This is a genomic window from Bradyrhizobium sp. SEMIA, assembly GCF_014844175.1.
In the GTDB taxonomy this organism is placed as follows: domain Bacteria; phylum Pseudomonadota; class Alphaproteobacteria; order Rhizobiales; family Xanthobacteraceae; genus Bradyrhizobium; species Bradyrhizobium arachidis.
Genome location: NZ_CP046601.1, coordinates 1,971,563 through 1,998,520, shown reverse-complemented (window position 1 = coordinate 1,998,520; position 26,958 = coordinate 1,971,563). Strand labels below are relative to the sequence as shown.

The window sequence follows — 26,958 nt, the reverse complement described above, 5'->3', positions numbered from 1 at the left end:
GCGGGGGGATCCAGTACGCCGCGGCTTGTCCGCATCCTCGCGCTGTCTTTGGAATACTGGATCGCCCGGTCAAGCCGGGCGATGACATCGGAGTAGGTGGAGAGTGAATTGCAATCACTCCCCGATCAGCTTCAGCCACTCGTCCTCGGTCAGCACCTTGACGCCGTGCTTGTTGGCCTCCGCGAGCTTCGAGCCGGCGCCGGGGCCGGCGACGACGAGATCGGTCTTCTTCGACACCGAGCCCGACACTTTCGCGCCCAGACGCTCCGCGGTGGCCTTGGCCTCGTCGCGCGTCATCTTCTCCAGCGAGCCGGTGAACACCACCGTCTTGCCGGCGACGGCGGAGTTGCTCTTCGGCTTCTCGGCGTCGACGATCTCGACCTCTTTCGTCAGCCGCTCGACGATGCCGCGGTTGTGGCTTTCGCCGAAATAATCGGCGATGCTCTTGATCACGGTGTCGCCGATCTGGTCGAGCGCGTCCATGTCCGTCATCGCCTCCTCGTCGCCCTTGGCGACCTTGAGGCAGGCGTCGTGGAAGGCATCCCAGGAGCCGTAGCCGCGTGCCAGCGCCAGCGCCGTGGTCTCGCCGACATGGCGCATGCCGAGCGCATAGACGAAACGCTCCAGTGCGATTTTGCGCCGGCTCTCGATCGCGCCGAACAGATTGCGCACCGAGGTCGCGCCGTAGCCTTCGATCTCCTCGAGCTTCAGCTTCGAATTGCGCTTCTCCAGCGTGAAGATGTCGGCGGGCTCCTTGACCCATCCTTCATCGAAGAAATACTGGAGCTGCTTCTCCCCGAGCCCATCGATGTCGAACGCGCGCCGCGAGACGAACAGCTTGAGATGCTCGATCTTCTGATAGGGGCAGGCGAACTCGCCGGTACAGCGGGCGCGCGAGCCCTCTTCGCCCGCCGCCGTCTCCTCGCGCGTGACGTCGGTGTGCAGCGGGCACGGGCACTTCTTGGGAAAGTGGAATTCCCTGGCGGTCTTCGGCCGCTTGTCGAGGACGACATCGACCACCTGCGGAATGACGTCGCCAGCGCGCTGGATCACGACGGTGTCGCCGATCCGGATGTCGCGGCCCTCGCGAAGCACCTCGCCCTTGTTGCCGATGCCCTTGATGTAGTCCTCGTTGTGCAGGGTGACGTTCTGCACGATCACGCCGCCGACGCCGACCGGTTCGAGCTTGCCGACCGGCGTGAACGAGCCGGTACGCCCGACCTGGATCTCGATGTCGCGCAGCACCGTCATGGCGCGCTCGGCCGGGAATTTGTGCGCGATGCCCCAACGGGGCGTGCGCGAGACGAAGCCGAGCCGCTCCTGCCAGTCGATGCGGTCGACCTTGTAGACGACGCCGTCGATGTCGTAGTCGAGCCGCGCGCGTTGCTCCTCGATGGAATGATGGAAGGCGAGCATCTCCTCGACCGAGTGACACAGCTTGGTCAGCGGATTGGTCTTGAAGCCGCAGCGCTCGAACCAGCCGATCATGCCGCTCTGCGTGCCCTCGGGCATCGCGCTCATCTCGCCCCAGGCATAGGCGAAGAAGCCCAGGGGACGCGAGGCGGTGATGGTCGGGTCCTTCTGCCGCAGCGAGCCCGCGGCCGAGTTGCGCGGGTTGGCGAAGATGGTGTCGCCCGCCGCCTTCTGCCGCTCGTTGAGCGCCAGGAACGCCTTCTTGGTCATGTAGACCTCGCCGCGCACCTCGCAGATGTCGGGGACGTTGCGGCCCTTCAGCTTCTGCGGCACGTCTTCGAGCGTGCGGATGTTGGCGGTGACGTCCTCGCCTTCCGCGCCGTCGCCGCGCGTCGCCGCGGTGACGAGATCGCCGCCCTCGTAGCGCAGCGACATCGACAGGCCGTCGATCTTCGGCTCGGCGGAGAAATCGACCTTGCCGTCGTCGAGCTTCAGGAAGCGCACGATGCGGCCGACGAAGTCGCGCACGTCCTCTTCGGCAAAGGCATTGTCGAGCGACAACATGGGAAGGGAGTGACGCACCTTCGTGAAGCGTCCCGACGGCGCAGCCCCGACCTTCTGCGAGGGCGAGTCCGCGCTGACGAATTCCGGAAAGCGTTTCTCGATAGCGTTGAAGCGTTGGCGCAGCGCGTCGTATTCGGCGTCGGTGACGCTGGGCGCGTCCTCTTGATAATAGCGGCGATCGTGCTCCTCGAGCTCGAGCGCGAGCCGCATGTGCTCGACCTTGGCCTGCGCCTTGGTGAGCTCGGTGACGTCGCGAAGCGGCCTTGCTTTGGATTTTGCTGCTCTTGCCATTGTACTTAGAGTTGTGCTCCGTCGTTCCGGGATGGTCCGAAGGACCAGACCCGGAACCTCGAGATTCCGGGTTCGCACTTCGTGCGCCCCGGAATGACGAAGTCGTGGGAGGGGCTCATGGCGTATTACGTCTATATTCTAGCAAGCCGACGAGATGGGGCAATCTATGTCGGCATCACCAATGACCTCGTGCGTCGCGTCTACGAGCATCGAATCAAGGCCGTCCGGGACTTCACGGCCAAATACAACATCACGCAGCTAGTTTGGTTCGAGGTCTACGACGATCCGATCTCGGCGATCTCACGCGAGAAAGAACTCAAGAAGTGGAAGCGGGCCTGGAAAATCCAGCTGATCGAGAAGGACAATCCAGACTGGAATGATCTGTACGAGTCGATCTGCAAATAAGGAGTCCTTCCGGGATGGTCCGAAGGACCAGACCCGGAATCTCAAGATTCCGGGTTCGATGCTTTGCATCGCCCCGGAATGACGGTGGAAACAGACTACGCCGTCGCTGCCTTGAGCAACCTCTCCGCGGCGGCCCTCGCCTCCGCGGTGATCTCCGCTCCCGCCAGCATCCGCGCGATCTCCTCGCGGCGGTGGTCGGCGGCGAGCGCATTGACGCGGGTGGCGACGCGCTTGCCCTTGTCGAGGGCGTCCTTGGAGATCAGCAAATGCTGGTCGGCGCGGGCGGCGACCTGCGGGGCGTGGGTCACGGCCATCACCTGCACCTTGCCGGCGAGGCGCGCCAGCCGCGCGACCGCACCGCCGACGCCGGTGTCGATCTCGTCGAAAGACGAGCGTCGGCGCCGAGCCGCGGTCGGACAGCACGACCTTGAGCGCCAGCAGGAAGCGCGACAGCTCGCCACCGGAGGCGACCTTCATCAACGGCCCCGGCCTCGTGCCCGGATTGGTCTGCACCCAGAACTCGACGCGGTCGAAGCCTTGCGGGCCTGGCGCCGCCTCGTCGGTCTCGACCTGGGTCATGAACTTGGCGCGCTCGAGCTTGAGCGGGGCGAGCTCGGCGTTGACGGCCTTGTTGAGCTTCTCCGCGGATTTCTGCCGCGCCAGCGACAGCTTCTTGGCGGCAGCCGCATAACGCGAATCGGCCTCGATCGCGGCCTGCTCCAGCTTCTTGAGCTGCGAGGCGCCGGCATCGATCAGCACGACATCGGCGGCATATTTGGCAGCCAGCGCAGCCAGGCCATCGACCGGCGTCGAATATTTGCGCGAGGCCGCACGCAAAGCGAACAGCCGCTCCTCGATGCGCTCGAGCTCGGCCGGGTCGAAGTCGGTCGCGGCAAGTGCGGCCTGGAGATGCTGGTCGGCTTCCTCCAGCGCGTTGATCGCGGTGTCGATCGCCCGCACGGCAGGCTCGACCAGCGTCGGCGAGTTCACGCCGCGACGTTCCAGCCGGCGCACCGCGGCCGACAGTGCCGCAACCGGCGAATGATTGCCACCGACGGCCTCCTGCGCCTCGCGCAGATCGGAGGCGATCTTCTCGCCCTGCATCATGGTGGTGCGGCGCGAGGCCAGCGCTGTCTCCTCGCCGTCCTTGGGCGCGAGCTGCTTCAATTCGTCGGAGGCATGGCGCAGATAGTCGGCCTCGCGCGCGGCGCGCTCCATGCCGGCGCGGTGCACTTCCAGCGTGGTGTTGGCGGTGCGGCGGGCCTCCCAGAGCGCTTCGACTGCGGCGACGTCCTTCTCCAGACCGGCGAAGGCATCGAGCAGGCGGCGGTGGGTGGCGGCATCGACCAGCGCACGCTCGTCGTGCTGGCCGTGGATCTCGACCAGGGCGGCACCGACCGCCTTCAGCGTCTGCACGCTGATCGACTGGTCGTTGATGAAGGCGCGGGTGCGGCCGTCGGCGAGCTGCACCCGGCGGAGAATCATCTCGCCGGTGTCTTCCAGGCCGTTCTCGGCGAGGATTTTTGCTGCGGGGTGATTCTTGGGGACATCGAACACGGCGGTGACCTGCCCCTGCTCCGCGCCGTGACGCACGAGGCCGGCATCGCCGCGGCCGCCGAGCGCCAGCGCAAAGGCATCGAGCAGGATGGATTTGCCCGCACCGGTCTCGCCGGTCAAAACCGCAAGGCCAGTGGCGAATTCGATATCGAGCCGTTCGATCAGGACGATGTCACGGATCGACAGACGCGCCAGCATGGAACCAGATTTCCTAGCCGAGGACCTACAGACCTATCTTCTTGAAGGTCCGGCTGATCCAGGACCCCTGATTCTCGCTCGGTTCGAGACCGCCCGATTTTACAAGATTATAGGCGTCCTTGTACCAGCGGCTGTCAGGAAAATTGTGGCCGAGCACGGCGGCCGCGGTCTGCGCCTCGCCGACGATGCCGATCGCCATATAGGCCTCGGTGAGGCGGAATAGCGCCTCCTCGACGTGGCGCGTGGTCTGGTACTGCGTCACGACGGTCTTGTAGCGGTTGATCGCCGCGGTGTAGTCGCGCTTCTGCGCGTAGTAACGGCCGACATTCATTTCCTTGCCGGCGAGCTGGTCGCGCGCACCCTCGATCTTGGCCTTGGCCGAGGTCGCATATTCCGAGTTCGGATATTTGCGCACCACCTCTTCGAGCGCGGCGATCGCCTTCTCGGTGCGGGCTTGGTCGCGGCTGACGTCCGGAATCTGGTCGTAATGGGAGGCGGCGATCAGGTACTGCGCATAGGCCGCGTCCGGGCTGCCGGGATGCAGCGTGACGTAGCGGGTGGCGGCACCGATGCAGCCGTCAAAGTCGCCGCCCTGGTAGGAGGCGTAGGCCGACATCAGCAGCGATTTGCGGGCCCAGTCGGAATAAGGATGCTGGCGGTCGACCTCTTCGAACTTCTTGTTCGCCGCCTTCATGTCCTTCTTTTCGTTCATGAGGTACAAGCCCTCATTGTAGATCTTGTCGGCGGGCTCCTCGACGAAGGTGTCGTCCTTGGCGGTGAACTTGTCCCAGAGTGCGCCGGTGCCGCAGCCGGCCAGCGGCAGCGCGAGCAGGATGAAGGTGGCGGCGTGAAGCAGCCCGCGGGCGCCAGACGAGACCGAGAGATATCCGCGCGTCATACGCTGTGCCGACATGAATTTAAGACCTGACGCCCTGTGATGCGGTGCCCGCCAGCCCATGAACCCGGTCATGGGCGCGAAATGTGACCGTGGTGCCTGCCATGCGACCACGCAGGAGTAACCGAAAAACGTTCGCTAACCCACCCGATAGGCAGGCATTCCGCCCGGATTAAGGCGAAATTGCCGCAATGCTAGCGGATCATGGTTACCAGGAGTTTCCCGGGGAAAAGGCCGCCGCGCACCCGCGACAACAGGTCTGTTCAGGACACGTCCGGCCCGTAGGCCGCAGCGATCCGGCCGCCGACGATGCCGCGGCCGACTTCGCCCAGCGGACGCGCGGTGCGGCGAGCCGCCTCGCCCTCGACAACGCGCCAGGCCGTACGGTCGGCAAGCAGCGCGGTCAGGACGGCATGGTTGAGCTTGTGGCCGCCGCGAACCGAACGGTAGGCGCCGAGCAGCGGCAGGCCGGCCAGCGCGAGGTCGCCAATCACGTCCAGCACCTTGTGGCGGGCGCATTCGTCGGCGTAGCGCAGGCCTTCGGTGTTGAGCAGCCGCTCCTCGTCGAACACGACGGTGTTGTCGAAGGAGGCGCCGAGGGCGTAGCCCGCGCTCCAGAGACGGGCGACATCGCACATCAGGCCGAAGGTGCGGGCGCGGCCGACTTCGCGGCGGAAACGTTCCGTGCTGAGCTCGAAGGAATAGCTCTGCTGGCCGATGACGGGATTGGTGAAGTCGATCTCGACTTCGGCACGGAATCCGTTGGCATAGGGCCGGATCTCGCCGAAGGAGTCGCCGATCTTGACCGAGATCGGCTTCAGAACCTGGATGAAGCGGCGCTGCGCCGGCTGGGTGACGATGCCGGCCTGGTCGATCGCCGCAATGAAGGCCGCCGCGCTGCCGTCCATGATCGGCACTTCCGGTCCGTCGATCTCGATGGTGGCGTTGTCGACGCCCATGCCCCGCAGCGCAGCAAGCACATGCTCGGCGGTGGACACCAAAGGACCGCTGCGGTCGCCGAGGACGGTGGCGAAATCGGTTGCGATCACCTGCTCGGCGGTCGCCTGAACTTCGCGGTCACTTCCCTCAAGGCCGGTACGGACAAAAATAAAACCCGCGTCGACAGGCGCAGGCCCGAGCGTGAGAGTCACGGGAAGACCGGAGTGAACGCCTACGCCTGCCACGGTGGCTTGCGCGCGAAGCGTTGTTTGCCGGCTAAATTTCATCAGGAATCCGCCCCACTACGACCCACTGCGACTTATACTAGACCCACTTGGCCGGCCAGTGCCGACGGTTGCGAATCTCCGTATCCCCAAGTCACGGCAAACCATAGTTGCTGCCTCAAACAGCGCCAACTCACGCTTTTTTACCGATTGTTACCCCAAACCTGCCGTATTCGCGCCAAGGCTTAACCAAATTGCGCCGGAGTTTCGAGCCGATATCGGCAGTTTTACTGAACCACCGAATACGTAATTAATGATTTAAAATCAGTTGTTTGGCTGCGCAATCCGGGCATGCACGGGAGAAAAGGAAAGGTCCCGGCAAGCTTGCTGCCGGGACCTTTTTTCGTCTGCCCTATTGTAACAATCCTCAGGTCGCCTGCCGCCGCAGGAAGGCCGGGATATCAAGATGGTCGTCACCCTGTGGCGCCGGCGCAACAGGCGCCGGGCGGCCATGCATGTCCAGACCCTGCGGCGCGGGACGGCGCGCATACTCCGATACCGGCTCGCTGGCCGCGATCTGCTGCGCCGCCCCGGTCATGATCAACTCGCCGCGCCAGGCCCCCGGCGGGCTCTGCGCGAGGCCCGCGGCCAAGGCCGCTGTCACGCCGAGCACGGCGATGGCAACGCCCGTGATCTTGCGCACCGTCAGCCGCTCCACGCCCAGGATCGCACCGACCACCATGGTGTGGAGCGGCAGCGTCGCCAGCGCCAGGCTGGCGCGGGCGCGGTCGTATAGGACACCGCGATGTTGTAGAGGATGAAGAACAGGCCGAAGAAGCAGATGCCGAGCAGCGCCACGGAAGGCCAATCGGCGCGCGGCGGCCAGCGCACACGGAGCACAAGCGCACACGGCAGGAGGCAGAGAAAGCCGATGCCCCAGCGCAGGATCGCAAGCAGGATGGGATCGGCCCCGCCGACCAGATAGCGTGTGATCGCCGCGGCGGTGCCGCCGATGCTGCTCGAGACAAGCGCGATCGCAACCCCAAACCACTCGCCCACGCTTCGTCTCCTGTTTCGGAGCTTCGCGGAGGCGGCTAGCACATTCCTGCTGCCAACGTCATGGCAGCAGGAGCGTGGCGCACGTCAGTCGTAAAACTCCGGCGCCATCTTCTGACCGTCGCGCTGGACCTTGTCGTGGTTGATCCAGAGCTGCGCCTTCTCCTTGTCGAGCGTGTCGGCGATCTTCTGCATCGAGGCCGCGCTCATCTCCTTGTTGGCGTTCATGCTGGGGACGCGGCGGTTGTCCCAATTGTCTTTGAAATGGACGGCGTCGCCGGAGAGCACCACCGCGCCGGTCTTCGGCAGCCTCACCAGCAGCGACTGATGTCCCGGCGTATGACCGGGTGTCGACAGAATGGTCACGCTGCCGTCGCCGAACACATCCTTGTCGCCCGTCAGCACCTCGACGGGATGCGACGGCTTGAACCGCGGCTCGTTGTTGGCGCCGGGCCAGTCATATTCAGCCTTCTGGACGTAGAGCGTCGCCTGCGGGAACAGCTCGACATTGCCGATATGGTCGGGATGCGTGTGCGAGACCGCCATCGCCTTGATGTCGTCAGGCTTGAGGCCGAGCTGTTCGAGCTGCGCAGCAAGCGTCTTCGGCCGACGCCAGGTCACGGCCTTGGGATCGGCAGGCGCAAGGCCGTTCGGCATGGCCGCAACGGAGTCTGCGATGCCGGTGTCCCACAGGAACCAGCCCTTGGCGTGCTTGATCAGATAGCAGCTGTCGACGAAGTCCATCGACTTGCCTTCGTTGAGGCCGGGCGTCCAGCGCGAGATGTCGCCGGCTGTGCCCTCGCCGCAATTGAGGACGTAGAGCTTTTCGACGCCGGTCTGCGCGACAGCTGCCTGGCTTGACAAGGCGAGCGTGGCAACGACGAGAGCGAGCTTGAGTCTGGGCATCATCCTTGGTCCCTCCTTGGCAAGCGCCCTGCAGGGGCTGCGACCGAGGATCAACCCCGGCCGCACCGCTGAATTCCGCTCGCGCGGATCACGTCAATGTGGGCAGGTCTCGACCTCGACCGTGATGTGGCTGAGCCGCTTCAACCCGGCGAGCCGCTTCTTGTAGACGGCCGGCTGCTTCGGCTTGTCCGACACCAGCGAGACCAGCACGGCGCAATGGCCGGGGCCGACCTGCCAGAGATGCAGGTCGGTGACGCGGTCCTCGCCGACCTCCATGCGCGCGCGGATCACCCGCTCCAGCTTCTCATCGGCGCGCACGTCGAGCAGCACCGCCCCTGACGACTTGATCAGACCGAAGGCCCAGCTCGCGATCACGACGCTGCCGATCAGGCCGACGGCCGGATCGGCCCAGACCCATCCTGAATACATCGCGACCACCAGCGCGCCGATGGCCAGCACGGAGGTTGCGGCATCCGCCATGACGTGGACATAGGCAGCGCGGAGGTTGTTGTCGTGATGAGGGTGGTGATGATGATCATGATCGTCGTGGTCATGATGCGCATGGCTGTGGCCATGATCATGGCCGTGATGATGGTGATCATGGCTGTCGCGCAGCAGCCACGCGCTGGCGAGGTTGACGCAAAGGCCGAGCGCGGCGACCGCAATCGCTTCGCCGTAGACGATCGGCACCGGCGTGATCAGCCGCAGCACGCTCTCATAGGCGATCTCGACCGCGATCAATCCCAGGATGATCGCGCTGGCGAAGGCGGCGAGATCGCCGAACTTGCCGGTGCCGAAGGTGAAATGCGCATTGCCGAGGTGCCGGCGCGCGAAACGATAGGCGAAGGCAGCAATGCCGAGCGCCGCCGCATGCGTACCCATGTGCCAGCCGTCGGCGAGCAGCGCCATCGAGCCGAACAGCGAGCCGGCGACGATCTCGCCGACCATCATGACCAGCGTCAGGACGACCACGAACCAGGTGCGCCGCTCGTTCTCGTCGTGTTTTTCTCCGAGGAAGGCGTGGTCGTGGGTCCACTGTTCAATGGAGTGGGAATGCATCGAATTCTCCAGACAATTCAGCTCAGTCAGTCAGCAATATAGACCGGCAGACAGCAATTTTCTAAGGCCCAATCGCCTCGCGCATTGACAGTTCCGTTTAGTTTAGCTGTAATCAGCCTATGGGGATTGAGCGATCTCCCCACGAGGCGACATGCCCAAGTATCGCGTCCCGTTCGGTTCCTACGAGGACGCATCAACATGTCTACTTTCACGACCATATCGTCCGACAAATTGGCGCGCCTGATTGGCACGGCCAATGCTCCTGTCCTGATCGATGTCCGCACCGAGGAGGATTTCGCCGCCGACCGGCGGCTGATCCCAGGCTCGATCAAGCTCAGCCACGAGACTGTTGCGGAATGGGGCGGCGAATTTGCCGGCCGCTCCGCCATCGTCTCCTGCCTGCGCGGCGCCAAGCTCGCACAGGGCACAGCGGCTTGGCTGAGGCAGCTCGGCGCTGACGCCGAAACCCTGGAAGACGGCTTCGAAGGCTGGAAAGCGGCCAAGCTGCCACTGCTCGACACGCGGAAACTGCCGCCGCGCGACGCCAAAGGACGCACCGTCTGGGTGACGCGGGCACGGCCGAAGATCGACCGCATCGCCTGCCCCTGGCTGATCCGGCGCTTCGTCGATCCCAATGCGGTGTTCCTCTATGTGGCGCCGTCCGAGGTGGTCGCCGTCGGCGAGCGCTTCAATGCCGCCCCGTTCGACATCGAGAACGTGTTCTGGAGCCACCGCGGCGAGCTCTGCACCTTCGATGTGATGATCGAGGAGTTCGGCATCGCCACGCCGCCGCTGCTCCGGCTCGCAACCATGGTGCGCGGCGCTGACACCGCGCGGCGAGCGCGCCCGCATGTCGCCGTGGCCGCCGGTCTGGCTGAGTGGCGCGGCCGGAGACGAACAGGCGGGGGCCATCAGTCAGGCCGGTGTCGATCGCCTGCTTCAGCGCATGGCCGGCGCCGCCGGCATCGCGGACGGTGGTGAAGCCTCGCCGCAGCATCCCGCGCAGCAGCAGGGTCGAGCGCAGCGTCACCAGGACGTTGGGCATGTGCACCTGCTGCGCCAGGTTGAGCTCGACGGCGATGGCATGCACGTGAAGATCGATCAGGCCGGGCATCAGCGTCTTGCCCTTCAGATCGATGGTGCGATCCGCAGCGGCCTGGATCGGGCGGTCCGAGACCTCCTTGATCAGGCTGTCTTCGACCAGCACATGGTGCCCCTCCAGCAAGTCCGGCTGAAGCGGATCGAGCAGTGCGGCGTTCTTGAAGAGGATGCTTGGCATCGCGACAGTCCTGTCAGAGATCGGCCGGCGCAAGCAGCGCCGGCAAGGTGAGCTGGGCAAAGGGAAGGCACGCGGCGACATCATCTTCGCCGTACCAGCGCGCCTCGTGAAGCAGATTCAGCGAGCCGAGCGTGCGCCCGCGCCAGCGCACGGGCATGTTGAGCACACTCTCGCAGCCGAGCGAAGCGATCAGCTCGTGATCGGAGAAGACGCTGCGCAGATCATCCCGCGTGCGGCCGATATAGGCCTCGCCGCGGTCGAGCACGGCTTCGCTCCACGGCCCCGGCGCGAGGCGCTTGCGCCCGCCGGTCGGGTAGGGTCCGGGGAGATTGGAATAGAGCCGCGCCGCTTCGCCGCTGTTGCCATCATAAGTCAGGATCGTGAACAGCTTGTGCCCGATCGCCGACTTCACGGCCTGGTCTAGCGCCGCGAACAGCGCATCCGGCTGGTCCGCCCTGCCCTGCGCCGCCGCGACGGCGCAGAGGAGCGGATCGGCCTTGGATTTCGTCCGCGTCATGCCACCTCACCCGCCGCGATCTCTTCCAGCGAGCGGCCGCGCGTCGGCACGCCCATCAGCACGACGGTGACAGCTCCGAGCAGCAGCACGGTGGTGGTGACGCCGAACACGCCGCCAAAGCCGAAGTTCGGATAGAGATATCCGACCAGTATCGGCGAGACGATCGCGCCGATACGGCCGATCGCCGACGCAAGGCCTGCGCCCGTGGTCCTGACCGGCGTCGGGAACACCTCGGCGGTGTAGGCATAGACGCCCGCATAGGTACCGTTCATGAACAGCGACAGGAAGATTCCCGCCGCCATGATCTGCTGGTCGCTCTGCGCGAAGGCGAGCCCGAGCGCACTGACGCCGCCCAGCACCATATAGGTCGCGATCGTCGCCTGCCGGCCAATGCGCTCATTGAAATACGCGGCGCTGAAATAGCCGGGGATCTGCGCACAATAGATCGCGATGGAATAGGCAAAGCTCTTGGTGATGCTCATGCCGTTCTGGACCAAGAGGCCGGGGATCCAGACGAAGAAGGAATAGTAGCTGAAGGTGATCGCAAGCCACATGATCCAGGTCATGATGGTGATGCGCGCCTGCCGGCCAGCGAGCAGCGCGGCGAAATTGGCGAGCAGCGTCCCGCCGGCGGCCGGCACTGTTGCTTCGACGACCGGCTGCGGCAGGACATGACCCTCGCGCGCAAAGCCCGCCTCGATCCTGTCCAGCAAGGCTTCGGCTTCCTTGCCCCTGCCCCGGCTTTCGAGCCAGCGCGGCGATTCCGGCAGCGACCGGCGCCACCACAGCAGCATGACGACCGGGACTGCGGTGATCACCAGCACGATACGCCAGCCGTTGTCGGAGGTCGGCACGATGAAGTAGCCGAGCAAGGCCGCGGCAACGAAGCCGAAGGAGAAGAAACCGGCCAGAGCCCCGGTGAAGCTGCCGCGGTAACGCCGCGCCACGAATTCCGCGAGATAAGGCGCGATGATCGCGCTTTCCGCGCCGGTGCCCATGCCCGCCACGACACGGGCGGCGAAGAAGGAAGGCCATGTGTCGACCGCCGCGCTGACGATGGAGGCCGCGCAATACAGCGCCAGCGCAGACATCATCACCGCGCGCCGGCCGATCAGGTCGCCCAACGTGCCCGCCAGCAACGCGCCGAACAGGAAACCGATATAGGTGCTGCTGCCGAGCACGCCGATCTGGACGCTCGACAGATTCCAGGCCGTGCGCAGCACCGGCAGGATGAAAGCCAGCACCGCCGCGTCCATCGCGTCGAACATGTAGCCGAGCCCGCCCATCAGCAGCAGATGCGTGTGGAAGCGTGCGAACGGAAGGCGCTCAATGCGCGCCGATATCATCGACATGAAAGTCCCCCTCGATTGTCACGGGCCCGGCGCGCCGCTCGGGTGCGAACCATAGACAAAGCAATATTATCGTCATAATTTATAATCATGATCTGATATATCACTGTGGTGAATGTTCGTGTCGTTCCGCGCACTCGACCTCAATCTCCTGAAAGTCTTCGAGGCGCTGATGACAGAGGGCAGCGTCACGCGCGCGGCGAATGCGCTGCGAATGACCCAGCCGGCGGTGAGCAACGCGCTGGCGCGGCTGCGGGACGCACTCGGCGATCCCCTGTTCGTGAGATCCGGCACCGGCATCCGCCCGACCCAGCGCGCCGTGGTGCTGTGGGAGCCGATCGGCGAGGCGCTGGAAAGCGTGCGCGGCGCGCTTGACGAGCAGGTGTTCGATCCCGCACGTGCGCAGACCGAATTCAGCCTGTCGATGTCGGACTACGTGTCTTCGCTGGTGATGCCGAACCTGCTCGGCCATCTCGGCAAGATTGCGCCGAAGTCGCGCGTCCACACCGTGCCCAATACCGTCATCGAAATCGCCGACCAGCTCGAGGACAACAGGGTCGATTGCGTGCTCAGCGTCTATGTCAACGAGGCGCAGCAACCGGCCGCCATTCGCTCGCGCTTGCTATGGACCGTCGAGTATGCCTGCTTCATGCGGCGCGGTCATCCGCTCGCCGCCCAGAAACGGCTGAGCACGCGGACCTTCCTGAACGCGGGCCATGTCGACGTGAGCCTCGCGGGCAAGACCATGCCGTCCTACGACCTCTTCCTCGCCTCGCGCGGCCTGTCGCGCAACCTGGTCGCGACCGTCAATCACTACAGCGCCGCCTACGAGGTCGTACGCCAGTCCGACCTGATCGCCGTGCTGCCGAGCGACCTGCGCTCGCAATCCCGCCATGCGCCATTCCTGCATGCCATGCCGCTTCCGCTCAAGGCGCCGCCGCGCATCGTCAGCCTGTTCTGGCACCAGCGCAACGACACGGTGCCGGCCCAGCGCTGGCTGCGCGAGACCCTCGTCGAGATGTTCGCCGAGTCCGGCTGAGCACGCGCGCGGGGCCCAATGCGCTCCAAAGAGGAAACGGTGCGTTTCTCGCGGCAACATTGTCGCACGGGCCGCCGCGGCCTAGCTCCACCCCAAACAATCCCTTCCACCGTGACACGCGCAAGCTGCGCCCATAGAGACCTCATCGATGACCGCACCGCTCGAATTCGGACTGGATACTTTTGGCGACGTCACCAGGGACGCCTCCGGCGCCACGCTTGCGCATGCACAGGTGATCCGCAACGTCGTCGACGAAGCTGTGCTGGCCGACGAGCTCGGCCTCGATTTCATCGGCCTCGGCGAGCATCACCGCTCAGATTTTGCGATCTCCTCGCCCGAGACCGTGCTGGCTGCGATCGCATCGCGCACGAAACACATCCATCTCGGCTCGGCCGTGACGGTGCTGAGCTCGGACGATCCGATCCGCGTGTTCCAGCGCTTTGCGACGCTGGATGCGCTCTCGAACGGACGCGCCGAGGTGATCCTCGGGCGCGGCTCGTTCACCGAATCCTTCCCGCTGTTCGGCTTCGACTTACGCAAATACGAGGAGCTGTTCGAGGAGAAGCTCGACCTGTTCGCCGCGCTGCTGCCGCAGCAGCCGGTGACCTGGCAGGGCAAGCTGCGTCCGCCGCTGAAGGATCAGCTGGTCTATCCGCCGGTCCAGAACGGCCGGCTCAAGACCTGGATCGGCGTCGGCGGCAGCCCGGAATCGGTGGTGCGCGCCGCCCATTACGACCTGCCCTTGATGCTCGCCATCATCGGCGGCGATCCCGCGCGCTTTGCGCCTTACGTCGATCTCTATCACCGCGCCTTCAAGGAGTTCGGCCGCCCCGCGCAGCCGATCGGGGTGCACTCGCCCGGCTACGTCGCCGAAACCGACGCGCAGGCGCGCGAGGAGCTGTGGCCCGACTACAAGGCGATGCGCGACCGCATCGGCAAGGAGCGCGGCTGGCCGCCAATGGGCCGCGACGAGTTCGTCAGCGAGGCCGAGCACGGCTCGCTCTATGTCGGCTCACCGGAGACGGTGGCGCGCAAGATCGCGAAGACTGCCAAGGCGCTTCGTATCTCGCGCTTCCAGCTGAAATATTCCGCGGGGCCATTGCCGCACGAGAAGCTGATGAAGAGCATCGAGCTCTATGGGCGGAAGGTGGTGCCGATGGCGCGGGAGATGATGGAGTAGCGATCGAGGCAGCCGCTACTTCATCAGCCCGAGCCGGCTCGCGCCGACATAGAGCGAGAGCACCGCGGCATTCGAGACGTTGAGGCTCTTGATCGCGCCGGGCATGTCGAGCCGCGCCACCACGCTGCAGGTCTCGCGGGTCAATTGCCTGAGGCCCTTGCCTTCGGCGCCCAGCACCAGCGCAAGCGGCTCGCGCAGTGCGACGTCCGAAAGGTTCTCGGTGCCCTCGCTGTCGAGGCCGACAGTCTGGAAGCCGCGTTCGTTCAGCGCGGTCAGCGCACGGGCGAGGTTTTGCACCGTCACCATCGGAACCAGCTCCAGCGCGCCCGAGGCGGCTTTCGCCAGCACGCCGGTCGCCTCCGGACTGTGGCGCGCGGTGGTGACGATCGCCTTGACCGCGAAGGCCGCGGCCGAGCGCAGGATGGCGCCCACATTGTGCGGATCGGTGATCTGGTCGAGCACCAGCACCATGCCTTCCTGCTTCAGGGTCTCGATATCAGGCGAAGGCAGCGGATCGGCTTCCGCGAGCAGGCCCTGATGCACGGCATCGGGCGACAGCAGACGGTCGATCTCCTGGGGCCGGACGATCTCGGGCGCAACACGGGTCTCGATGTTGTCTTCCGCGAGCCGCCGGGCGGCGTTCTCGGTCAGCGTCAGCTTACGGATCCGCCGCGCCGGATTAGCCAGCGCCATGGTGACGGTGTGCCAGCCGTACAGGATGACGGGCCCGTCGGCGTGCGAATCGCGGTCGCGCCAGGACGGGCGGCTGGCCGATTTTCCGGGCCGGTTGAAGGGCTTAGCCCCGCCACGCGGGCCTTTCGGTGCAAATTTTCGATCCTTCATGGGCTCGCTTGTGTCACGGGTCCCGGAATATGGCAATTTGGGTGCGAATGGAGGCGATTTTAGCTGTTCGCCTCGGTTGACTTTGCCCCACCGCTTCGCCCATAAACGCGCCCGGTCGCGCCCCCATCCGGGCTGTCGCGGCCTTCACGTTCCATGGCCGTCTTCGGTCCGCCGGCAAGGTCCGGCCCGATTGTGCTGCCGTCGAGCGGGGGAGTGTCCCGAGTGGCAAAGGGAGCTGACTGTAAATCAGCCGCCTCATGGCTTCGCAGGTTCGAGTCCTGCCTCCCCCACCAATCTTTTCAGTCATTTAGATAGGGCGTGCTTCCCAGCGAGTCTGTGCTTCCCGCAATTGGGAAGCACATGGGAAGCACCCGGCTACAGCAGAACGTTCACCACGCGTTCCAATGCACTTTCCGGCGCTGGCCTGCTTCCGACCACATGGCCTAATTTGAAAAGTGTAGTGGCCTGATCTGCTTTTCTGGCGCATAAAGATGCATGTCAGAATCTCACCATCGGTCCTGTCAGTGCGGCGCTGTTTACAGCCGCACCGAGGCGATGGCCCCCTCGCGGGAAATCGCCAGCTTCGACTGCTCGGTCTGTGGCGCAACCATGGAATCGTGGAACACCGCTTGGGTGCCCACATATCGTTTGATAGCTGGCCCGGTTCGACTGCCCCAAAACAGCAACTAGCGACGCGCTGTCGCGTTAGCCAGCAATGGCGGAGTCTTTCGGCAATTCGTTCACTATCGTTGAGGTGGCGTCAGACGACGCGCCGCCAACGAAGCAGATGTGGTTAGCCTTAGCCAAGCCTAGGCAGGCGTTGACACTGGTCCTCGCCGCCGTTCCCGAAGGTTGGACGGCGGAAGTTGTCCCAGCGGTCCTTACGGAAAGGCAGCAAACGACGTTCGAGAAACTAAACCTCAATCCGGGCGACGTTTATAGGATCGATCCAGAGTAAGGCCGCCTCAGTTGGAGGCCTCTTTCACTTCCCAGACTCGACCCCGAGTTCGAGATAGATGCGCCGATGAAGCTCTACGAACGCTTGACAATATCGATTGATAGCGTCGACGGCGTCTTGGAGATCATTAACGGTAGCAAGCCACGTGCATAGCGTGAGCCCGTCGCCACGTTGCTCGTAGCGTCGAAACTCGAACAGGTGCCTGTTCTGCGCATCCTTCGTGAAGATGAGGAAGCCGTGAGCGAACCAGTGGCGGCGCTCTGTCCAAGCGTAAATTCCTTCAATCAACGGGACAATTTCGCTGGAGTAGGCGTTTAGAGGTCCATTGCTCTCTGCCATGATCTTGGCAGCGTTCACGCGCTTGTCGAGAGGATAGCGAAAGCGACTGTCGAATTTGACCGAAAGGTCGGCCAACAAAAATTCGCACTGCGCATAGCTCGTAAGGTATCGCCCTCGTAAGTAGGCGGCTCGGTCCACATGCTCTATGACCCAACCCTCAGGTTGCTCGTTCGGCATGCGCAACGTCCTTCTTCACTCCCGAGCGAATCACTTCATATCGCTTATCCAAAGCGCCTTGAGTGCCTCAAGGAAGGTAACGCAATTTTCCGCTCGCCAAGTTACTGACGAGGTTCCTAAGAGCGCATGAATCTCGTTGGCGCACTTGAACCGCGAGCGATCAGCGGAATTTAGATAGTTGTAAGTATGCACAAACGTGTCTTCGAAGCTGGTGCCAAATCTGTCGTTTGGCACGTTGTACAACATACCTTCGATGAAATATGACGGCGCCACCCCCTCAGCGAGCATGTTTCGCTCAATCATGTAATTGCGCATGTTTTTGTAGATGCGCACTGAAGGCTTAAACCACGAATTGGTGCTTTGGTGCTTGGTCGTGCAGTTATCCGAATGCTGCTTTGGGAAATTTACGATCTGCGTGCCATCTTGCAGGTAGAAGCAGATTCCCGAGGCGTATTTCTGATCCTGAGCACTTCTAAAGTGATAATATCGTCGGTACTGAATAGCGGGCAGCACGTCGCATTCCCGGCGGTTTTGACCGGCGGGGATATAGATTGCTTTCCTGCCCGATCGGACGCCATTTCCGTATTTGGACGTCAGCCACGTTAGCACGTCATTCTTATACTGAGAGTACGAATACGATGCGGGGCCGACATAGGTGTTCTCGAATGCTTGATACTGCTCTGCGGAGAGCGTCGCTGCATCATGCGCGAATGTCGTCGGGATAAGAGCGACAGCATCCACATCGCTATCTCGCGCGACATTGGTGTCGTTGCCATATGATCCTTGGAGAAAAACTTCGGGGTTTTTCCCGGCATATGGCGCGGCCGTGTCTTCTAGGATTTTCTTCACGGCAGCATAGGTCTCGCGCGACGGGCCGGGCGCGCCCTGTTTGGACCACGTATCAAGCTGGGCTTCAGCAATGGGCATTTGGAAAAACTCCTAAATTAAAAAGTGCTTCAGTTGCGCGTCCTGCTCGCGTGCTGAATCGCGCCCCCGGTTCCATAACTTTCCGAGCTTTTCTACATTCGACTCGAGCATGTCAGTCGCCATTTCAGGATGCGTGTACTTCGTATTGATCCGGATCACCGGCACGTCGCGAAACAACACGCGACAGAGTTGGTCCATTGATTGCGTATTGATCTCCAAGAGCTTCTGAGAGAATTTTACCGTCGGCAATTTGCTAAGCCACTTGCGCGCGCTAGTAGCCGGCAGCCTCGGTGGGGGGTATTCGCCGACACCTACACTCAGAACACGAATGTGCTCACGCACATTACCGAGCGATTCCGTCGCGTCGGCAATGGCGTAGAGCGTGGGGTTGTTGGCGACAAAGCCGCCATCCCTGACTTCAATTCGATCACCGCGCGCGGTCGTCACAATCTTCTTGAGAAAGAAAGGATAGGCTGAGCATGATCCGATCACCGCATCGGCAATCGTGCAACCGAAGCCGGGCTCGAACGATCCGACGCCGGCAAAAGCCTGACCGGGGTTCGTTTTGAAGATCATGGGACGGTCATCTTCCCAACGTGTCCCCACGATTCCCATGTCGGTTTCGAATGCGTCGAAACGAAGATCGCCAAAAACGTCTTTCGCAAGGGTCGCCAGCGCTGCGCTTTTCTTATGCGGCAGCAGTTCTCCCATCACCTCCACGACTCGCAGCCGATACAGTGACTCGATCTCGTCTACTGATTTGCCCAGCCCGAGGAGTGCCGCGATAATTGCTCCGGTACTGGTGCCGTAAATGAGATCGAACTTAGCGCAGAGCGGCATGCCTACTAGGGCTTCGACCTCTTTAAGGACGCCCAGTGTAAAAAAGCCCTTGGCTCCTCCTCCATCGAGACTCAACACCCTGTAGGGCTCCGGTGCCGGTTCGATGGACATTGCTGCTCGCGGTTGCGCGTTACGAATCACTCAATGAATGCTAGCAATCGGACCGCGTGGCAGGCAGTCTCAGTTTAGCTATGCCCGATTTCCACAACTACGCATGATCGTTCTGACGGCCGGAGAGCGGAAATGCGGCACTTTCAGGAGCGACGCGTCCCCTTGCTGAGACCCTTGTATGAACTTGCCCGTAGCAATCCTTCCGAGGTGACATCCCGGTACTCGATATCGGCGAAAAAAACGGGCTCGACCCACGTTGCCTTTGGCTTCCGAATTGGCTTTGTGAGCTTCGTCTTCGGGCTGACCACGGTCTCAAGCTGTTTCCTGATCTGGCCGGACACGGTACGAGACCAGCCGGTACCGACCTTGCCTATGTAACGCAGCTCTTTGCCTTCCTTCTTGCCGAGATAAAGCGCGGCCACGCCCGAGGGGTCCTTGATGAAACCGACGACCGGGAAATTTTCTCGCCGGACGGCTTTGATCTTCACCCAAGTCTCAGTCCTCTCGGAGCGGTATGGAGCATCGGCCCTCTTGGAGACAAGGCCTTCGTAATTGAGCTGGCTCGCGTGCTCGAACAACTGCTGCCCATCGCCTTCTAGATGCTCGCTGTACATCAGCGGAGGTTTTAGATCGTATTCGTCGAACAGCCCCTTGAGCAGGCGTTTACGCTCCTCCTGCGGCTTATTTCGCAAGTCTCCGTCCAGCCAAAGAAGATCGAATGCGTAGAAAAGTAGGCGGTCTTGATCCCCTCTAGCTAAATCGGCTTGCAGCTCGGAAAAGTTGGCTCTGCCCTCATGGACCACAACGATCTCGCCATCGATGATGGCTTGACAGGGAATGTCAAACGCACCCCCGATGGCGGAAAACCTCTTGATCCAGTTCAAGCCGTTGCGCGTGAACGCTTTGCGGTCATCGCCGTCGATGTGAAATTGAGTCCGATAGCCATCGTACTTGATCTCGTGGAGCCACCCAGCGCCGGACGGCGCTTTGCTCTTTAGGGTGGCGAGTTGGGGCTTGATGAAGCCCGGCATCGCCGGACGCGATTTGGTACGCTTCGCCACGCTACGCAACTCACGAAAAGCCCGCCGCTGGGGTCAACGGCGGGCAGTGTACTTAACTCCTTCCGACGAGTCTCTTCAACGATTAAGGCCCTAAAGACCACGGGGTGAAGGGACATCATCTCCGATATCGTCCCGCCCAGTCCGCGTGCCCCATCTCCGCATAGGCCTTCGCCAACGCCTCGGCGCCGTGCTTGGCTTTGAATGCTTCCCACGCCACCCTGAACCGTCCCTTGGCCTCATCGAGCGTCGCCGCGTCGCCGAACTGTGCGCGATCAGGGATCGTCACGGTGATGTGCCACACCCAAATCGCGGGTGAGCGCTCAGTCGCAAGCCGGATGCGGCCAACGGAATGGCCGTCATCGCGGATGGCATAGTCGTCGGGTGCGATAAGGCGGACCGTGAGCATCCCGATCAACGGGCGACGTGGGCGGCCCGTTCCAAAAACGCTTGCCTAGAGGAACCCCTCCTCGCAGGACAAGGTTGAAGCAGCAGGACCGAGTGCCAGAGGACCCCGCCGTGAACCCGCTCCGCTGACTAATGGCGGCTTGGACAGGCCGACCGACTGATTGCCCGCGCCGGAATGGCGCTCATGGATCAAATCGCCTGTTTGGACAGGGAGCGCGTCGACTCTGCTCGACGGCTTGCGCCAGCGTGTCCCACTAAGCGGCCAGCCGGAGCCACTTTCCTGTCCCGAGGGCTAATTGCCTTTTCTGCCAAATGGCGGCATTCCTCCGCCTGCTCGCGATACCTATGTGTATCCGCGTCGCTCATTGCGACGACGAATGCACAGCGTCGGTCAGTCGAAGCCAATGGGCTCGTCGAATAACACCGCTGGGCCATAGACAGCCGGCAGGCGTTCCGGATCGGCCCCCGGGTTTTTTGCGAGGTGGTTGCCTCGATAGAGTGTGGTTGCGCGCTCGTTGCGTGGAAGGTCTTTGAGAGAACCCAACTCGTCGACGAACATGTCGAGGGTCTGCCCGCCGACGACAACACCAATTCTCATTCCGCTGGCTCCGCCAAGGTAGCCACGAAGGCAGTCGAGATCGTCGAGCGTAGAGACCATTGCGGCACCGCGGCGTATCGGCAAAGAAGCATCATCCGGAATGATCTGAAACTGCTTCACCAATGGAGTGAGCGCTTTCTCAATCGCCACCGGTACCTCCTCTAGGATTTGGTTGACCCGGTCGGGGCCGCTCCTCTGATAGATCACATATGCAAGGCCCACGATTGCCTTGGCAGCTTGCTCTTCGAACAGTGGGTAACCGTGGTCATGTAGCAGCCTCTCGAACGCTCTTGCGACTGAGTGTTGGATGTTTGTGTCGATGGTGCTCAGCATTCTTGCTTCCATGGTTGTGTGGACCCGGCGACACTTGGCAGGTCGTGGCGAGGTTGCAATGGCCCCGCGACGGCTGGAGAAGGCCGGAGGTGAGTGATACTTGCGTGGAGAAGAAAGTGAGCGTGGACGCGCACGGGCAATCATTCGCGGCCGCGAGCTATGCGCGACAATCAGTCAAGTAACGGTTGCCATGCATTAGGCTTATTGCGGCGCAGAAAGGCTCAAGAGATGTAAGTAGCCGTTAGTACAGCTTGCGCGCGCCGCCTGCCTGAGCTTGAATGTTAGCCATGCGGGGGGGAGCGGTTCTTATTGTAGCAGGGCTTGTAGCCTTGATTGCCTATACGGCCGGGCGCCATGATGCTCCGTCGGCTGGAGCACCGTCGCCACCCGCGTCAGCAGCGCGCCCCGCCAAACCACTCGCTTTCCTAGAAGTGCCGCAACGAGCTGAGCAAATCAGTCCTCAACCTTCGCCAAGTCCTTCACCCGCGCCGATAGCTCAGCCCAGACAACCGGAACTAGCACCCGCGCATCCGGACACGAAGCGAAAAGCGGAGGTGGTGCTGACCGCGGCGGCCATTACAGCGATCATCATTAAGGTGAGTAGAGATCGGTACCATGCAACGGGGCATCCCTGCGCCTGTCCCGATGATCTGATGCGTAATGGGCGCCGATGCGGTGGGAGTAGTGCGCACTCACGGGCGGGAGGAGCAGCACCGCTCTGCTATCCAAGCGATGTCACCGCGGCGATGATCGATGATTATCGCAAAACGACTTCGCGTTGAGCGGTGGCATGATGGGAGAGAATAGTGCGATGAGAATGTTTGTAGCTGTGGTCGCAATGATTGCAAGCCTTGGCTCCGTTGCGGCGGAGGAGAGGCTCGGAGGCACTATCGATACCATCACAAAGTCCGCGAAGGACATTTTGCCTTCCATGCCGTCACTTCCGTCGGTTTCGTTGCCGTCCATCCCTGACTTCGGCATTCCAGATTTCTCGGATGCCTCAGGAAAGATGATAGCCGAATTCAATTCCTTCAGTCAGCAAGTCGGAGCCGCGCTGCCGATTCTGGAGCAGATGGGTTACGAGGTCAGTACCTTTAAAGTGACATGGAGATTGCCACCGAAGGCCCGGTTGAGATTGAAGTCCAGCGGCGCCACACCTCTCCAGAGGGTCGAGGAGATCGCAGCAAAAGGACTCTCGAATAACGGAGTGTTGGTCTCTGCGCTGATCAATAGTGCCGTTGCTGCGAAGCGAATTCAAAGCACGATGAAGCTCGGTGCAGCTTACCTCGACGTTGACTTCGCTTTACCTCCACGAGTGAACATGAAGTTCGTGAACTCGAAGGGGACGGAGAAGGAGGAGAGCCGCGACTTGGATGATCTGGAAATTGCCTGCAAATGACGCTGCCGCACAATCTGCAAGCGGTGCGTGAGGCTGCGCGACGTGCCCTCGGTCCAGTCCTCCCAGCGGGTAACTCTACCGCTGCCGACCCGAACTTTTTGTTCAATGCAGCGCGGTCCGAGGCAAGTGGCGACCTGCCGCCGTACTACCTGATCTTTTTTGTGCTGGTGGAGCTGCTTGGCTTCGAGAATTTGGGAAAGTCTGAGAAAGTATCGTGGTCGGTGCCACTCGACTACAAAGGCCGTGCGTTTCTGGTCGAGCACCGGAAGTTCGGTGTCGGTATCTTTGTTCAAGATCGTGACGCAGACGAGAGCGACGCAAAAGAGATCGTTAAGCGGATACGGAAGGCTGTCAAAACGGCAGAGCCGTATTTTGACTGGCTTGCGGGTGAAGCCCTCCAAAACTCCAAGCTAAATCTTATCAACAACAGTGCATCGCTTTTTGAGCGGTTCCAATTTTTCAAGAGCGAGTACACGAAAAAATCGGAAGAGGCAGACGCTCGCAAAGATGAAAAGATTGTAACGCAGGGGAATGGATGGACATCGGTTTCTCGTCCATCCTATCGACTTCGGGTAGAGGTGAGTTGGTTGGCGCTTGCGACCATCGAGTCGTTCTTTAGTTGGACCGAGCACGTATTTATCCACATCGCGGCGTTGCGCGGCAATGTTGCGAGCGGCGTGGAGGTTGCTCAACTCGCGAAGGAAGATTGGTCTCAAAAATTCAAATCTGCTCTTGATTTAACTGATCCGGAGTCGAAGAGGCTTTATGATCAGCTCATCGAGCTTCGACAGGCGCTTAGGAATTTCGTGGCCCATGGCGCGTTTGGGAGGGACGGTGAGGCTTTTGAGTTTCACTCGCGCGCGGGTGCGGTACCATTGATGCTTCCGCACCGGTCCAGCAAGCGCCGTGTCAAGATGTCCGAGCGCCTAGTCTTTGATGACGCCGTCGCGCTCAAAACGATTGATGAATTTATCACGCACCTATGGAGCGGAGAACGCGCTCCGGCGGAGCTGTACATTCAGCAGAGCCAATTGCCAGTGATCTTGCCTCACGTGTCAGATGGAGTGTATGCGCACGCGATGCGCTCTAGCGAGAACATGACTGCTCTGACAGATCGATTGGAGTACGAATTTGACAGAGCCGCAAACATGGATTGGTAGCTTTCGCAGCCGTTCAAGGTCCATTTTGTGCGAGGGAGAATAGGTTCAAAGTGTCTGAGGAAAGCAAGAAGGAAGCCGCTGACGAAGTTATTTCGCCAAGTAGCTTTCTGGAGGGGCTCTATGGAGATCCTCTCCGCGAGGAGACAATGCGCACGGCTCGGCATCTTGTCATTGTTTCTGCGATCACAATGGCCGCAGTTCTCTTCAATGTTCGCCTTCAATCAACTAGCCTCATCCCCCTAGATTTTGGTCAGCGCGCCGACGTGTTGTCGATGTTGCTTTCTCTCTCGGTCGTGATCCTGCTGGTAAGCTTCTTGCTCCGCGCGACTACAGACCTGCTCCGCGACCACGAGACAGATATTCTAGTGACCCGTTACATCGAAGGGGAACGTGCCGGAGCTGCTCTGGCCGCTGCTCAAGACGTAGATGCCGATTTAGCCGAACAGGAGCGGCAATACCACGAAGGCGATTACTCCGGGGGCAATGATCCGTGGTGGGACGCATATATAGAAGTGAAGGAAGCAGCAGATGCGGCCGTCAAAAAAGTGGAGGGCCGGATTGGCATAAGGAGAGCACCACGAATTCTAAGGCGAATACGTAAAGCGCTAGAAGTTGGAGTGCCGACTGCAATTGCACTGCTTGCTTTAGTCCTTGCCAGAAATTCCTTAGTCAGCTTTGCCCGTGCTCTAGTAGGCGCGTTCTGGTAGTAATGCACGCGCGTAGCGAATTGCCCCACGTGTTGGACGGCCCTAGAAGTCCTTCTCGGTGAGGGTGTCTGCTCGGCAGAGCTTCACCGCTTTTGACGCAATGCAGTCAATTACGGCGAGACCCTTGAAGCTGAACACGGGTGTGGCTGTGCCGATGCTCCGAGTCCGTGCTTAAGAACATTTCTCCCGTCGTAGCGTTAGCCGTCAGGAGCAAATCATGAATTATCAGGACTGGCGCTTTTACGGATTTGTGGGCGGATGCTTACTGGCCGCCGGCATCTTCCTCGCAGCGATTGTGGGCGGCCAGGTTGGTGGAACACGAGTGGCTGAATTGCCTCAAAACCAGCACGGTAAGCCGAGTCAGAACCCGGGAATGAAGTGATCGATTACGGCGCAGATGCAATTTGCGGAAACGGTGGTAAGATAGTTCGGAATGGGCGGTTCCTACAGGAACTATTGGGCCCCCGATCCCCGTCCAAGCTTGATGCTTGCGGTTGATAGATTGGAAGAGTCCCATGAAGCGCTACTATTTTGACCTGAAGGATGGAAACGACCTTTCCCACGATGAAGAGGGCATAGAGTTGCCGGACGTGCTGTCAGCGCAGCAAGAAGCAGCCCAATCGCTGGCCGACATGGCCAGAGACGCGATCCGCTCAGATGGAACGGGCCATCAAATGGCAATCGAAGTCCGTGACGCTAATGGCCCAGTGTTGCAAGTGAAGTACGTGTTGGAGATTGGTGAGTCCGCCATGGACAACAAAGAAAGTGAATATCGGCGGCACGCTGCCGAGGCACAGAAGATGGCGGACTGCGCGCGTAATGACGACGATAGGGCCTCATGGCTGCGCGTCGCTCAGGGGTGGCTCGGCCTCCTAAGGAAAAGTCCCCAGACTGATCAAGAAGCCTTCGATCAAGCTGTGTCCGAACATGGCACCGCGCAGGAACAGAACAAGACATCAAATTAGCCTCGCTGTCGCCGTCGCGCTCCCGATGTAGGCCGCCTCTTTGCATTGACAGCCTTTCACCCCTAGCCGAAATCTCGGCCACGCAAACAACCGCGGGTCCTCCAGCCATCAGTTCTGGATGAGCTTGGCGGTTGAAATGGGCCAGTCACCATCATGCCCAGCGATTGAAATGCGAAGTCCGTGCACATCGTCGAGATAGACATGATCAATCGTTTCAGCTTTGCCGAACGTCAGTCAGACGACAGACTTACCGATTAACTAGTCCTCGGCAGCTTGCAAGATGCTAACGGCTCTTCCCTCACCAGTGCTAGACGTGGTCACGCGCGAAAAAATGACATAAACGTCACGAAGCCGACGTGCTCCGAAACGGACGTGCGAGCTTGTGTCGTATGACAGTGAGCCAAGCCCACAGCTTTGCAAACCAGTGAAGCTTCAGCAGCTTTGGCTTCACCACCGCGAACAGTCGTTCCACAATGAGCAGGCTGGCGGCATACGCTGCGATGATCATGGCTGTGCCGGTGATCCAGTGGCCCTCGCCCGCCACCGCTACAGCGATGAACTTCAAAGGCTCAACCAAACAGACTGGCACGGCTAACAGCGTGAGCGATTGGTAGGGACCAAGTCTGACTATGGCTTGCCGCAAGCTGGTCACAGGTTTCCGCCTCCTTCCGGCCTAAGCGAATAACACTCAGATGCACAGATGAGTTCCCGTGGCGATTTCCGGAGACGGCCCCAAGCGGCGGCTGCGGGTGTTAGCTGTCCCGCCGCTGTCGGGCGTAGAGCGGACATCTACCCGGTGATGCGCGGCAGACTACACACCAGTTAGTCCACGATCATGGTCTAGCTAATGAACCCCGCATCGACTACTTCGAGGACGTAGACCCCTCCATCTGCGCCGCTGATTGCGTAGAACTCGCAGTTGGGACAGACGCGCATTCCGACTGGTACGCCTCCCTTGAATATTGGTCCACCTTCCAACTCATAGCTGCCACCCTGACCGTACGGTGAGTTGGGCGCCTGAAGGCCCACGCCTTGGCCGGGGCCAGCATCGGCAGCCGTCGTGATCGAAACCGTAGATGGTCCGCTATTGAAGAAGCCGATGTATTGTCTCTCAAGTCGGCCGGGACTGACTAACTGCGCCTGCCCGGCAGCGAGAGGGAAAAACGTTCCTTTAGCTTTGGCGCCCATTTGGATCATCCTTGTGCGTGCTGTTAAAACAATGCGTTCGGACGACCCAATTAGAGACCGCCGAAGCGCTTGAGAT

At 61.5% G+C, this 26,958-nt stretch carries 26 protein-coding genes, 1 tRNA gene and 2 pseudogenes; 10 read left to right on the top strand and 19 right to left on the bottom strand.

From position 1 onward, the window contains the following. Positions 1-114: 114 nt before the first annotated feature. Positions 115-2,268 (bottom strand): NAD-dependent DNA ligase LigA, encoded by a 2,154-nt coding sequence (gene ligA / locus FOM02_RS09690; RefSeq protein WP_027560618.1) that lies wholly within the window; start codon positions 2,266-2,268, stop codon positions 115-117. Between the two features lie 117 nt (positions 2,269-2,385). On the opposite strand from ligA, the gene FOM02_RS09685 reads away from it, so the two are divergent. Next, positions 2,386-2,673, top strand: coding sequence for a GIY-YIG nuclease family protein (locus FOM02_RS09685; protein WP_265441724.1), 288 nt, complete (start codon positions 2,386-2,388; stop codon positions 2,671-2,673). A gap of 95 nt (positions 2,674-2,768) precedes the next feature. On the opposite strand, the pseudogene recN reads toward FOM02_RS09685, so the two are convergent. The 7 genes and pseudogenes from recN to dmeF form a co-directional block, all read right to left on the bottom strand. Next, positions 2,769-4,428: pseudogene (recN, locus tag FOM02_RS09680) on the bottom strand (DNA repair protein RecN). A gap of 25 nt (positions 4,429-4,453) precedes the next feature. Further along, positions 4,454-5,341 carry an outer membrane protein assembly factor BamD gene (locus FOM02_RS09675; protein ID WP_027560621.1) on the bottom strand — a complete coding sequence of 296 codons (888 nt, stop codon included), beginning with the start codon at positions 5,339-5,341 and terminating at the stop codon, positions 4,454-4,456. Positions 5,342-5,586: 245 nt separating this feature from the next. Beyond that, a complete protein-coding gene (gene lpxC / locus FOM02_RS09670; RefSeq protein WP_027560622.1) occupies positions 5,587-6,549 on the bottom strand; it encodes a UDP-3-O-acyl-N-acetylglucosamine deacetylase in 963 nt (320 codons plus the stop codon). 364 nt (positions 6,550-6,913) lie between these two features. Beyond that, positions 6,914-7,189, bottom strand: a complete 276-nt coding sequence (locus FOM02_RS09665) for a hypothetical protein (protein WP_265442301.1) — start codon at positions 7,187-7,189, stop codon at positions 6,914-6,916. A 2-nt stretch (positions 7,190-7,191) separates the two neighbouring features. Further along, positions 7,192-7,545, bottom strand: a complete 354-nt coding sequence (locus tag FOM02_RS09660) for a DMT family transporter (RefSeq protein WP_265441723.1) — start codon at positions 7,543-7,545, stop codon at positions 7,192-7,194. Between the two features lie 84 nt (positions 7,546-7,629). Beyond that, positions 7,630-8,451: an N-acyl homoserine lactonase family protein gene (locus tag FOM02_RS09655; RefSeq protein WP_027559587.1), complete on the bottom strand. Its 822-nt coding sequence runs from the start codon at positions 8,449-8,451 to the stop codon at positions 7,630-7,632. A 90-nt stretch (positions 8,452-8,541) separates the two neighbouring features. Then, complete coding sequence (gene dmeF / locus FOM02_RS09650) at positions 8,542-9,507, bottom strand: CDF family Co(II)/Ni(II) efflux transporter DmeF (RefSeq protein ID WP_027559588.1); 966 nt, start codon at positions 9,505-9,507, stop codon at positions 8,542-8,544. Positions 9,508-9,705: 198 nt separating this feature from the next. Between dmeF and FOM02_RS09645 the strand changes: the two genes are divergently transcribed. Further along, complete coding sequence (locus FOM02_RS09645; RefSeq protein ID WP_265441722.1) at positions 9,706-10,488, top strand: chromate resistance protein ChrB domain-containing protein; 783 nt, start codon at positions 9,706-9,708, stop codon at positions 10,486-10,488. Here the strand turns inward: FOM02_RS09645 and FOM02_RS09640 are convergent. The 3 genes and pseudogenes from FOM02_RS09640 to FOM02_RS09630 all read right to left on the bottom strand — a co-directional run. After that, a pseudogene (locus FOM02_RS09640) lies at positions 10,454-10,621 on the bottom strand (amidohydrolase family protein); the annotation flags it as partial. The gene FOM02_RS09645 and the pseudogene FOM02_RS09640 sit on opposite strands and share 35 nt — an antisense overlap. A gap of 178 nt (positions 10,622-10,799) precedes the next feature. Next, positions 10,800-11,303 carry a GAF domain-containing protein gene (locus tag FOM02_RS09635; RefSeq protein ID WP_265441721.1) on the bottom strand — a complete coding sequence of 168 codons (504 nt, stop codon included), beginning with the start codon at positions 11,301-11,303 and terminating at the stop codon, positions 10,800-10,802. After that, on the bottom strand, positions 11,300-12,655 hold the full coding sequence (locus FOM02_RS09630; protein ID WP_092220729.1) for an MFS transporter: 1,356 nt from the start codon (positions 12,653-12,655) through the stop codon (positions 11,300-11,302). The genes FOM02_RS09635 and FOM02_RS09630 overlap by 4 nt, the downstream gene beginning before the upstream one ends. A 112-nt stretch (positions 12,656-12,767) precedes the next feature. Between FOM02_RS09630 and FOM02_RS09625 the strand changes: the two genes are divergently transcribed. Together FOM02_RS09625 and FOM02_RS09620 are read left to right on the top strand one after the other, a co-directional pair. Next, positions 12,768-13,691 carry a LysR family transcriptional regulator gene (locus FOM02_RS09625; protein ID WP_027559996.1) on the top strand — a complete coding sequence of 308 codons (924 nt, stop codon included), beginning with the start codon at positions 12,768-12,770 and terminating at the stop codon, positions 13,689-13,691. A 148-nt stretch (positions 13,692-13,839) separates the two neighbouring features. Beyond that, positions 13,840-14,871 carry an LLM class flavin-dependent oxidoreductase gene (locus FOM02_RS09620; RefSeq protein ID WP_265441720.1) on the top strand — a complete coding sequence of 344 codons (1,032 nt, stop codon included), beginning with the start codon at positions 13,840-13,842 and terminating at the stop codon, positions 14,869-14,871. Positions 14,872-14,886: 15 nt separating this feature from the next. Here FOM02_RS09620 and rlmB read toward each other — a convergent pair whose 3' ends face one another. After that, the gene (gene rlmB, locus FOM02_RS09615; protein WP_265441719.1) at positions 14,887-15,714 is read right to left on the bottom strand and encodes a 23S rRNA (guanosine(2251)-2'-O)-methyltransferase RlmB; all 828 of its coding nucleotides are present in this window, start codon (positions 15,712-15,714) and stop codon (positions 14,887-14,889) included. Between the two features lie 207 nt (positions 15,715-15,921). On the opposite strand from rlmB, the gene FOM02_RS09610 reads away from it, so the two are divergent. After that, positions 15,922-16,007 (top strand) — tRNA-Tyr (locus FOM02_RS09610). A gap of 689 nt (positions 16,008-16,696) precedes the next feature. On the opposite strand, the gene FOM02_RS09605 is transcribed toward FOM02_RS09610, so the two are convergent. From FOM02_RS09605 to FOM02_RS09580, 6 genes are all read right to left on the bottom strand, one after another. Beyond that, complete coding sequence (locus FOM02_RS09605; protein ID WP_265441718.1) at positions 16,697-17,188, bottom strand: hypothetical protein; 492 nt, start codon at positions 17,186-17,188, stop codon at positions 16,697-16,699. Between the two features lie 30 nt (positions 17,189-17,218). Beyond that, the gene (locus FOM02_RS09600) at positions 17,219-18,115 is read right to left on the bottom strand and encodes a nucleotidyltransferase (protein ID WP_265441717.1); all 897 of its coding nucleotides are present in this window, start codon (positions 18,113-18,115) and stop codon (positions 17,219-17,221) included. Between the two features lie 12 nt (positions 18,116-18,127). Next, on the bottom strand, positions 18,128-19,066 hold the full coding sequence (locus FOM02_RS09595) for a patatin-like phospholipase family protein (RefSeq protein ID WP_265441716.1): 939 nt from the start codon (positions 19,064-19,066) through the stop codon (positions 18,128-18,130). Positions 19,067-19,209: 143 nt separating this feature from the next. Further along, a complete protein-coding gene (gene ligD / locus FOM02_RS09590; RefSeq protein WP_416207765.1) occupies positions 19,210-20,127 on the bottom strand; it encodes a non-homologous end-joining DNA ligase in 918 nt (305 codons plus the stop codon). Between the two features lie 115 nt (positions 20,128-20,242). After that, the gene (locus tag FOM02_RS09585) at positions 20,243-20,533 is read right to left on the bottom strand and encodes a hypothetical protein (protein ID WP_265441714.1); all 291 of its coding nucleotides are present in this window, start codon (positions 20,531-20,533) and stop codon (positions 20,243-20,245) included. 390 nt (positions 20,534-20,923) lie between these two features. Continuing rightward, positions 20,924-21,463 (bottom strand): hypothetical protein, encoded by a 540-nt coding sequence (locus FOM02_RS09580; RefSeq protein WP_265441713.1) that lies wholly within the window; start codon positions 21,461-21,463, stop codon positions 20,924-20,926. Between the two features lie 811 nt (positions 21,464-22,274). Between FOM02_RS09580 and FOM02_RS09575 the strand changes: the two genes are divergently transcribed. From FOM02_RS09575 to FOM02_RS46780, 5 genes are all read left to right on the top strand, one after another. Next, a complete protein-coding gene (locus FOM02_RS09575; protein ID WP_265441712.1) occupies positions 22,275-22,862 on the top strand; it encodes a hypothetical protein in 588 nt (195 codons plus the stop codon). Next, positions 22,859-24,022 carry a hypothetical protein gene (locus FOM02_RS09570; protein WP_265441710.1) on the top strand — a complete coding sequence of 388 codons (1,164 nt, stop codon included), beginning with the start codon at positions 22,859-22,861 and terminating at the stop codon, positions 24,020-24,022. Before FOM02_RS09575 ends, FOM02_RS09570 begins: the two co-directional genes overlap by 4 nt. 50 nt (positions 24,023-24,072) lie before the next feature. Next, positions 24,073-24,729 (top strand): hypothetical protein, encoded by a 657-nt coding sequence (locus tag FOM02_RS09565; protein WP_265441709.1) that lies wholly within the window; start codon positions 24,073-24,075, stop codon positions 24,727-24,729. A 217-nt stretch (positions 24,730-24,946) separates the two neighbouring features. Further along, entirely contained in the window at positions 24,947-25,111 is a 165-nt protein-coding gene (locus tag FOM02_RS09560) for a hypothetical protein (protein WP_265441708.1), read from the top strand. A gap of 133 nt (positions 25,112-25,244) precedes the next feature. Continuing rightward, positions 25,245-25,694, top strand: a complete 450-nt coding sequence (locus FOM02_RS46780; RefSeq protein WP_322596959.1) for a DUF6894 family protein — start codon at positions 25,245-25,247, stop codon at positions 25,692-25,694. Between the two features lie 343 nt (positions 25,695-26,037). Here FOM02_RS46780 and FOM02_RS09550 read toward each other — a convergent pair whose 3' ends face one another. Then, complete coding sequence (locus tag FOM02_RS09550) at positions 26,038-26,346, bottom strand: hypothetical protein (protein ID WP_265441707.1); 309 nt, start codon at positions 26,344-26,346, stop codon at positions 26,038-26,040. Positions 26,347-26,958: the final 612 nt, after the last annotated feature.

What these genes read in the sequence shown, in the direction of transcription:
- ligA (WP_027560618.1), bottom strand. Translation starts at nt 2,268, where the DNA reads ATGGCAAGAGCAGCAAAATCCAAAGCAAGGCCGCTTCGCGACGTCACC.
- FOM02_RS09685 (WP_265441724.1), top strand. Translation starts at nt 2,386, where the DNA reads ATGGCGTATTACGTCTATATTCTAGCAAGCCGACGAGATGGGGCAATC.
- FOM02_RS09675 (WP_027560621.1), bottom strand. Translation starts at nt 5,341, where the DNA reads ATGTCGGCACAGCGTATGACGCGCGGATATCTCTCGGTCTCGTCTGGC.
- lpxC (WP_027560622.1), bottom strand. Translation starts at nt 6,549, where the DNA reads ATGAAATTTAGCCGGCAAACAACGCTTCGCGCGCAAGCCACCGTGGCA.
- FOM02_RS09655 (WP_027559587.1), bottom strand. Translation starts at nt 8,451, where the DNA reads ATGATGCCCAGACTCAAGCTCGCTCTCGTCGTTGCCACGCTCGCCTTG.
- dmeF (WP_027559588.1), bottom strand. Translation starts at nt 9,507, where the DNA reads ATGCATTCCCACTCCATTGAACAGTGGACCCACGACCACGCCTTCCTC.
- FOM02_RS09645 (WP_265441722.1), top strand. Translation starts at nt 9,706, where the DNA reads ATGTCTACTTTCACGACCATATCGTCCGACAAATTGGCGCGCCTGATT.
- FOM02_RS09635 (WP_265441721.1), bottom strand. Translation starts at nt 11,303, where the DNA reads ATGACGCGGACGAAATCCAAGGCCGATCCGCTCCTCTGCGCCGTCGCG.
- FOM02_RS09630 (WP_092220729.1), bottom strand. Translation starts at nt 12,655, where the DNA reads ATGTCGATGATATCGGCGCGCATTGAGCGCCTTCCGTTCGCACGCTTC.
- FOM02_RS09625 (WP_027559996.1), top strand. Translation starts at nt 12,768, where the DNA reads ATGTTCGTGTCGTTCCGCGCACTCGACCTCAATCTCCTGAAAGTCTTC.
- FOM02_RS09620 (WP_265441720.1), top strand. Translation starts at nt 13,840, where the DNA reads ATGACCGCACCGCTCGAATTCGGACTGGATACTTTTGGCGACGTCACC.
- rlmB (WP_265441719.1), bottom strand. Translation starts at nt 15,714, where the DNA reads ATGAAGGATCGAAAATTTGCACCGAAAGGCCCGCGTGGCGGGGCTAAG.
- FOM02_RS09605 (WP_265441718.1), bottom strand. Translation starts at nt 17,188, where the DNA reads ATGCCGAACGAGCAACCTGAGGGTTGGGTCATAGAGCATGTGGACCGA.
- FOM02_RS09600 (WP_265441717.1), bottom strand. Translation starts at nt 18,115, where the DNA reads ATGCCCATTGCTGAAGCCCAGCTTGATACGTGGTCCAAACAGGGCGCG.
- FOM02_RS09595 (WP_265441716.1), bottom strand. Translation starts at nt 19,066, where the DNA reads ATGTCCATCGAACCGGCACCGGAGCCCTACAGGGTGTTGAGTCTCGAT.
- FOM02_RS09585 (WP_265441714.1), bottom strand. Translation starts at nt 20,533, where the DNA reads ATGCTCACGGTCCGCCTTATCGCACCCGACGACTATGCCATCCGCGAT.
- FOM02_RS09580 (WP_265441713.1), bottom strand. Translation starts at nt 21,463, where the DNA reads ATGCTGAGCACCATCGACACAAACATCCAACACTCAGTCGCAAGAGCG.
- FOM02_RS09575 (WP_265441712.1), top strand. Translation starts at nt 22,275, where the DNA reads ATGAGAATGTTTGTAGCTGTGGTCGCAATGATTGCAAGCCTTGGCTCC.
- FOM02_RS09570 (WP_265441710.1), top strand. Translation starts at nt 22,859, where the DNA reads ATGACGCTGCCGCACAATCTGCAAGCGGTGCGTGAGGCTGCGCGACGT.
- FOM02_RS09560 (WP_265441708.1), top strand. Translation starts at nt 24,947, where the DNA reads ATGAATTATCAGGACTGGCGCTTTTACGGATTTGTGGGCGGATGCTTA.
- FOM02_RS46780 (WP_322596959.1), top strand. Translation starts at nt 25,245, where the DNA reads ATGAAGCGCTACTATTTTGACCTGAAGGATGGAAACGACCTTTCCCAC.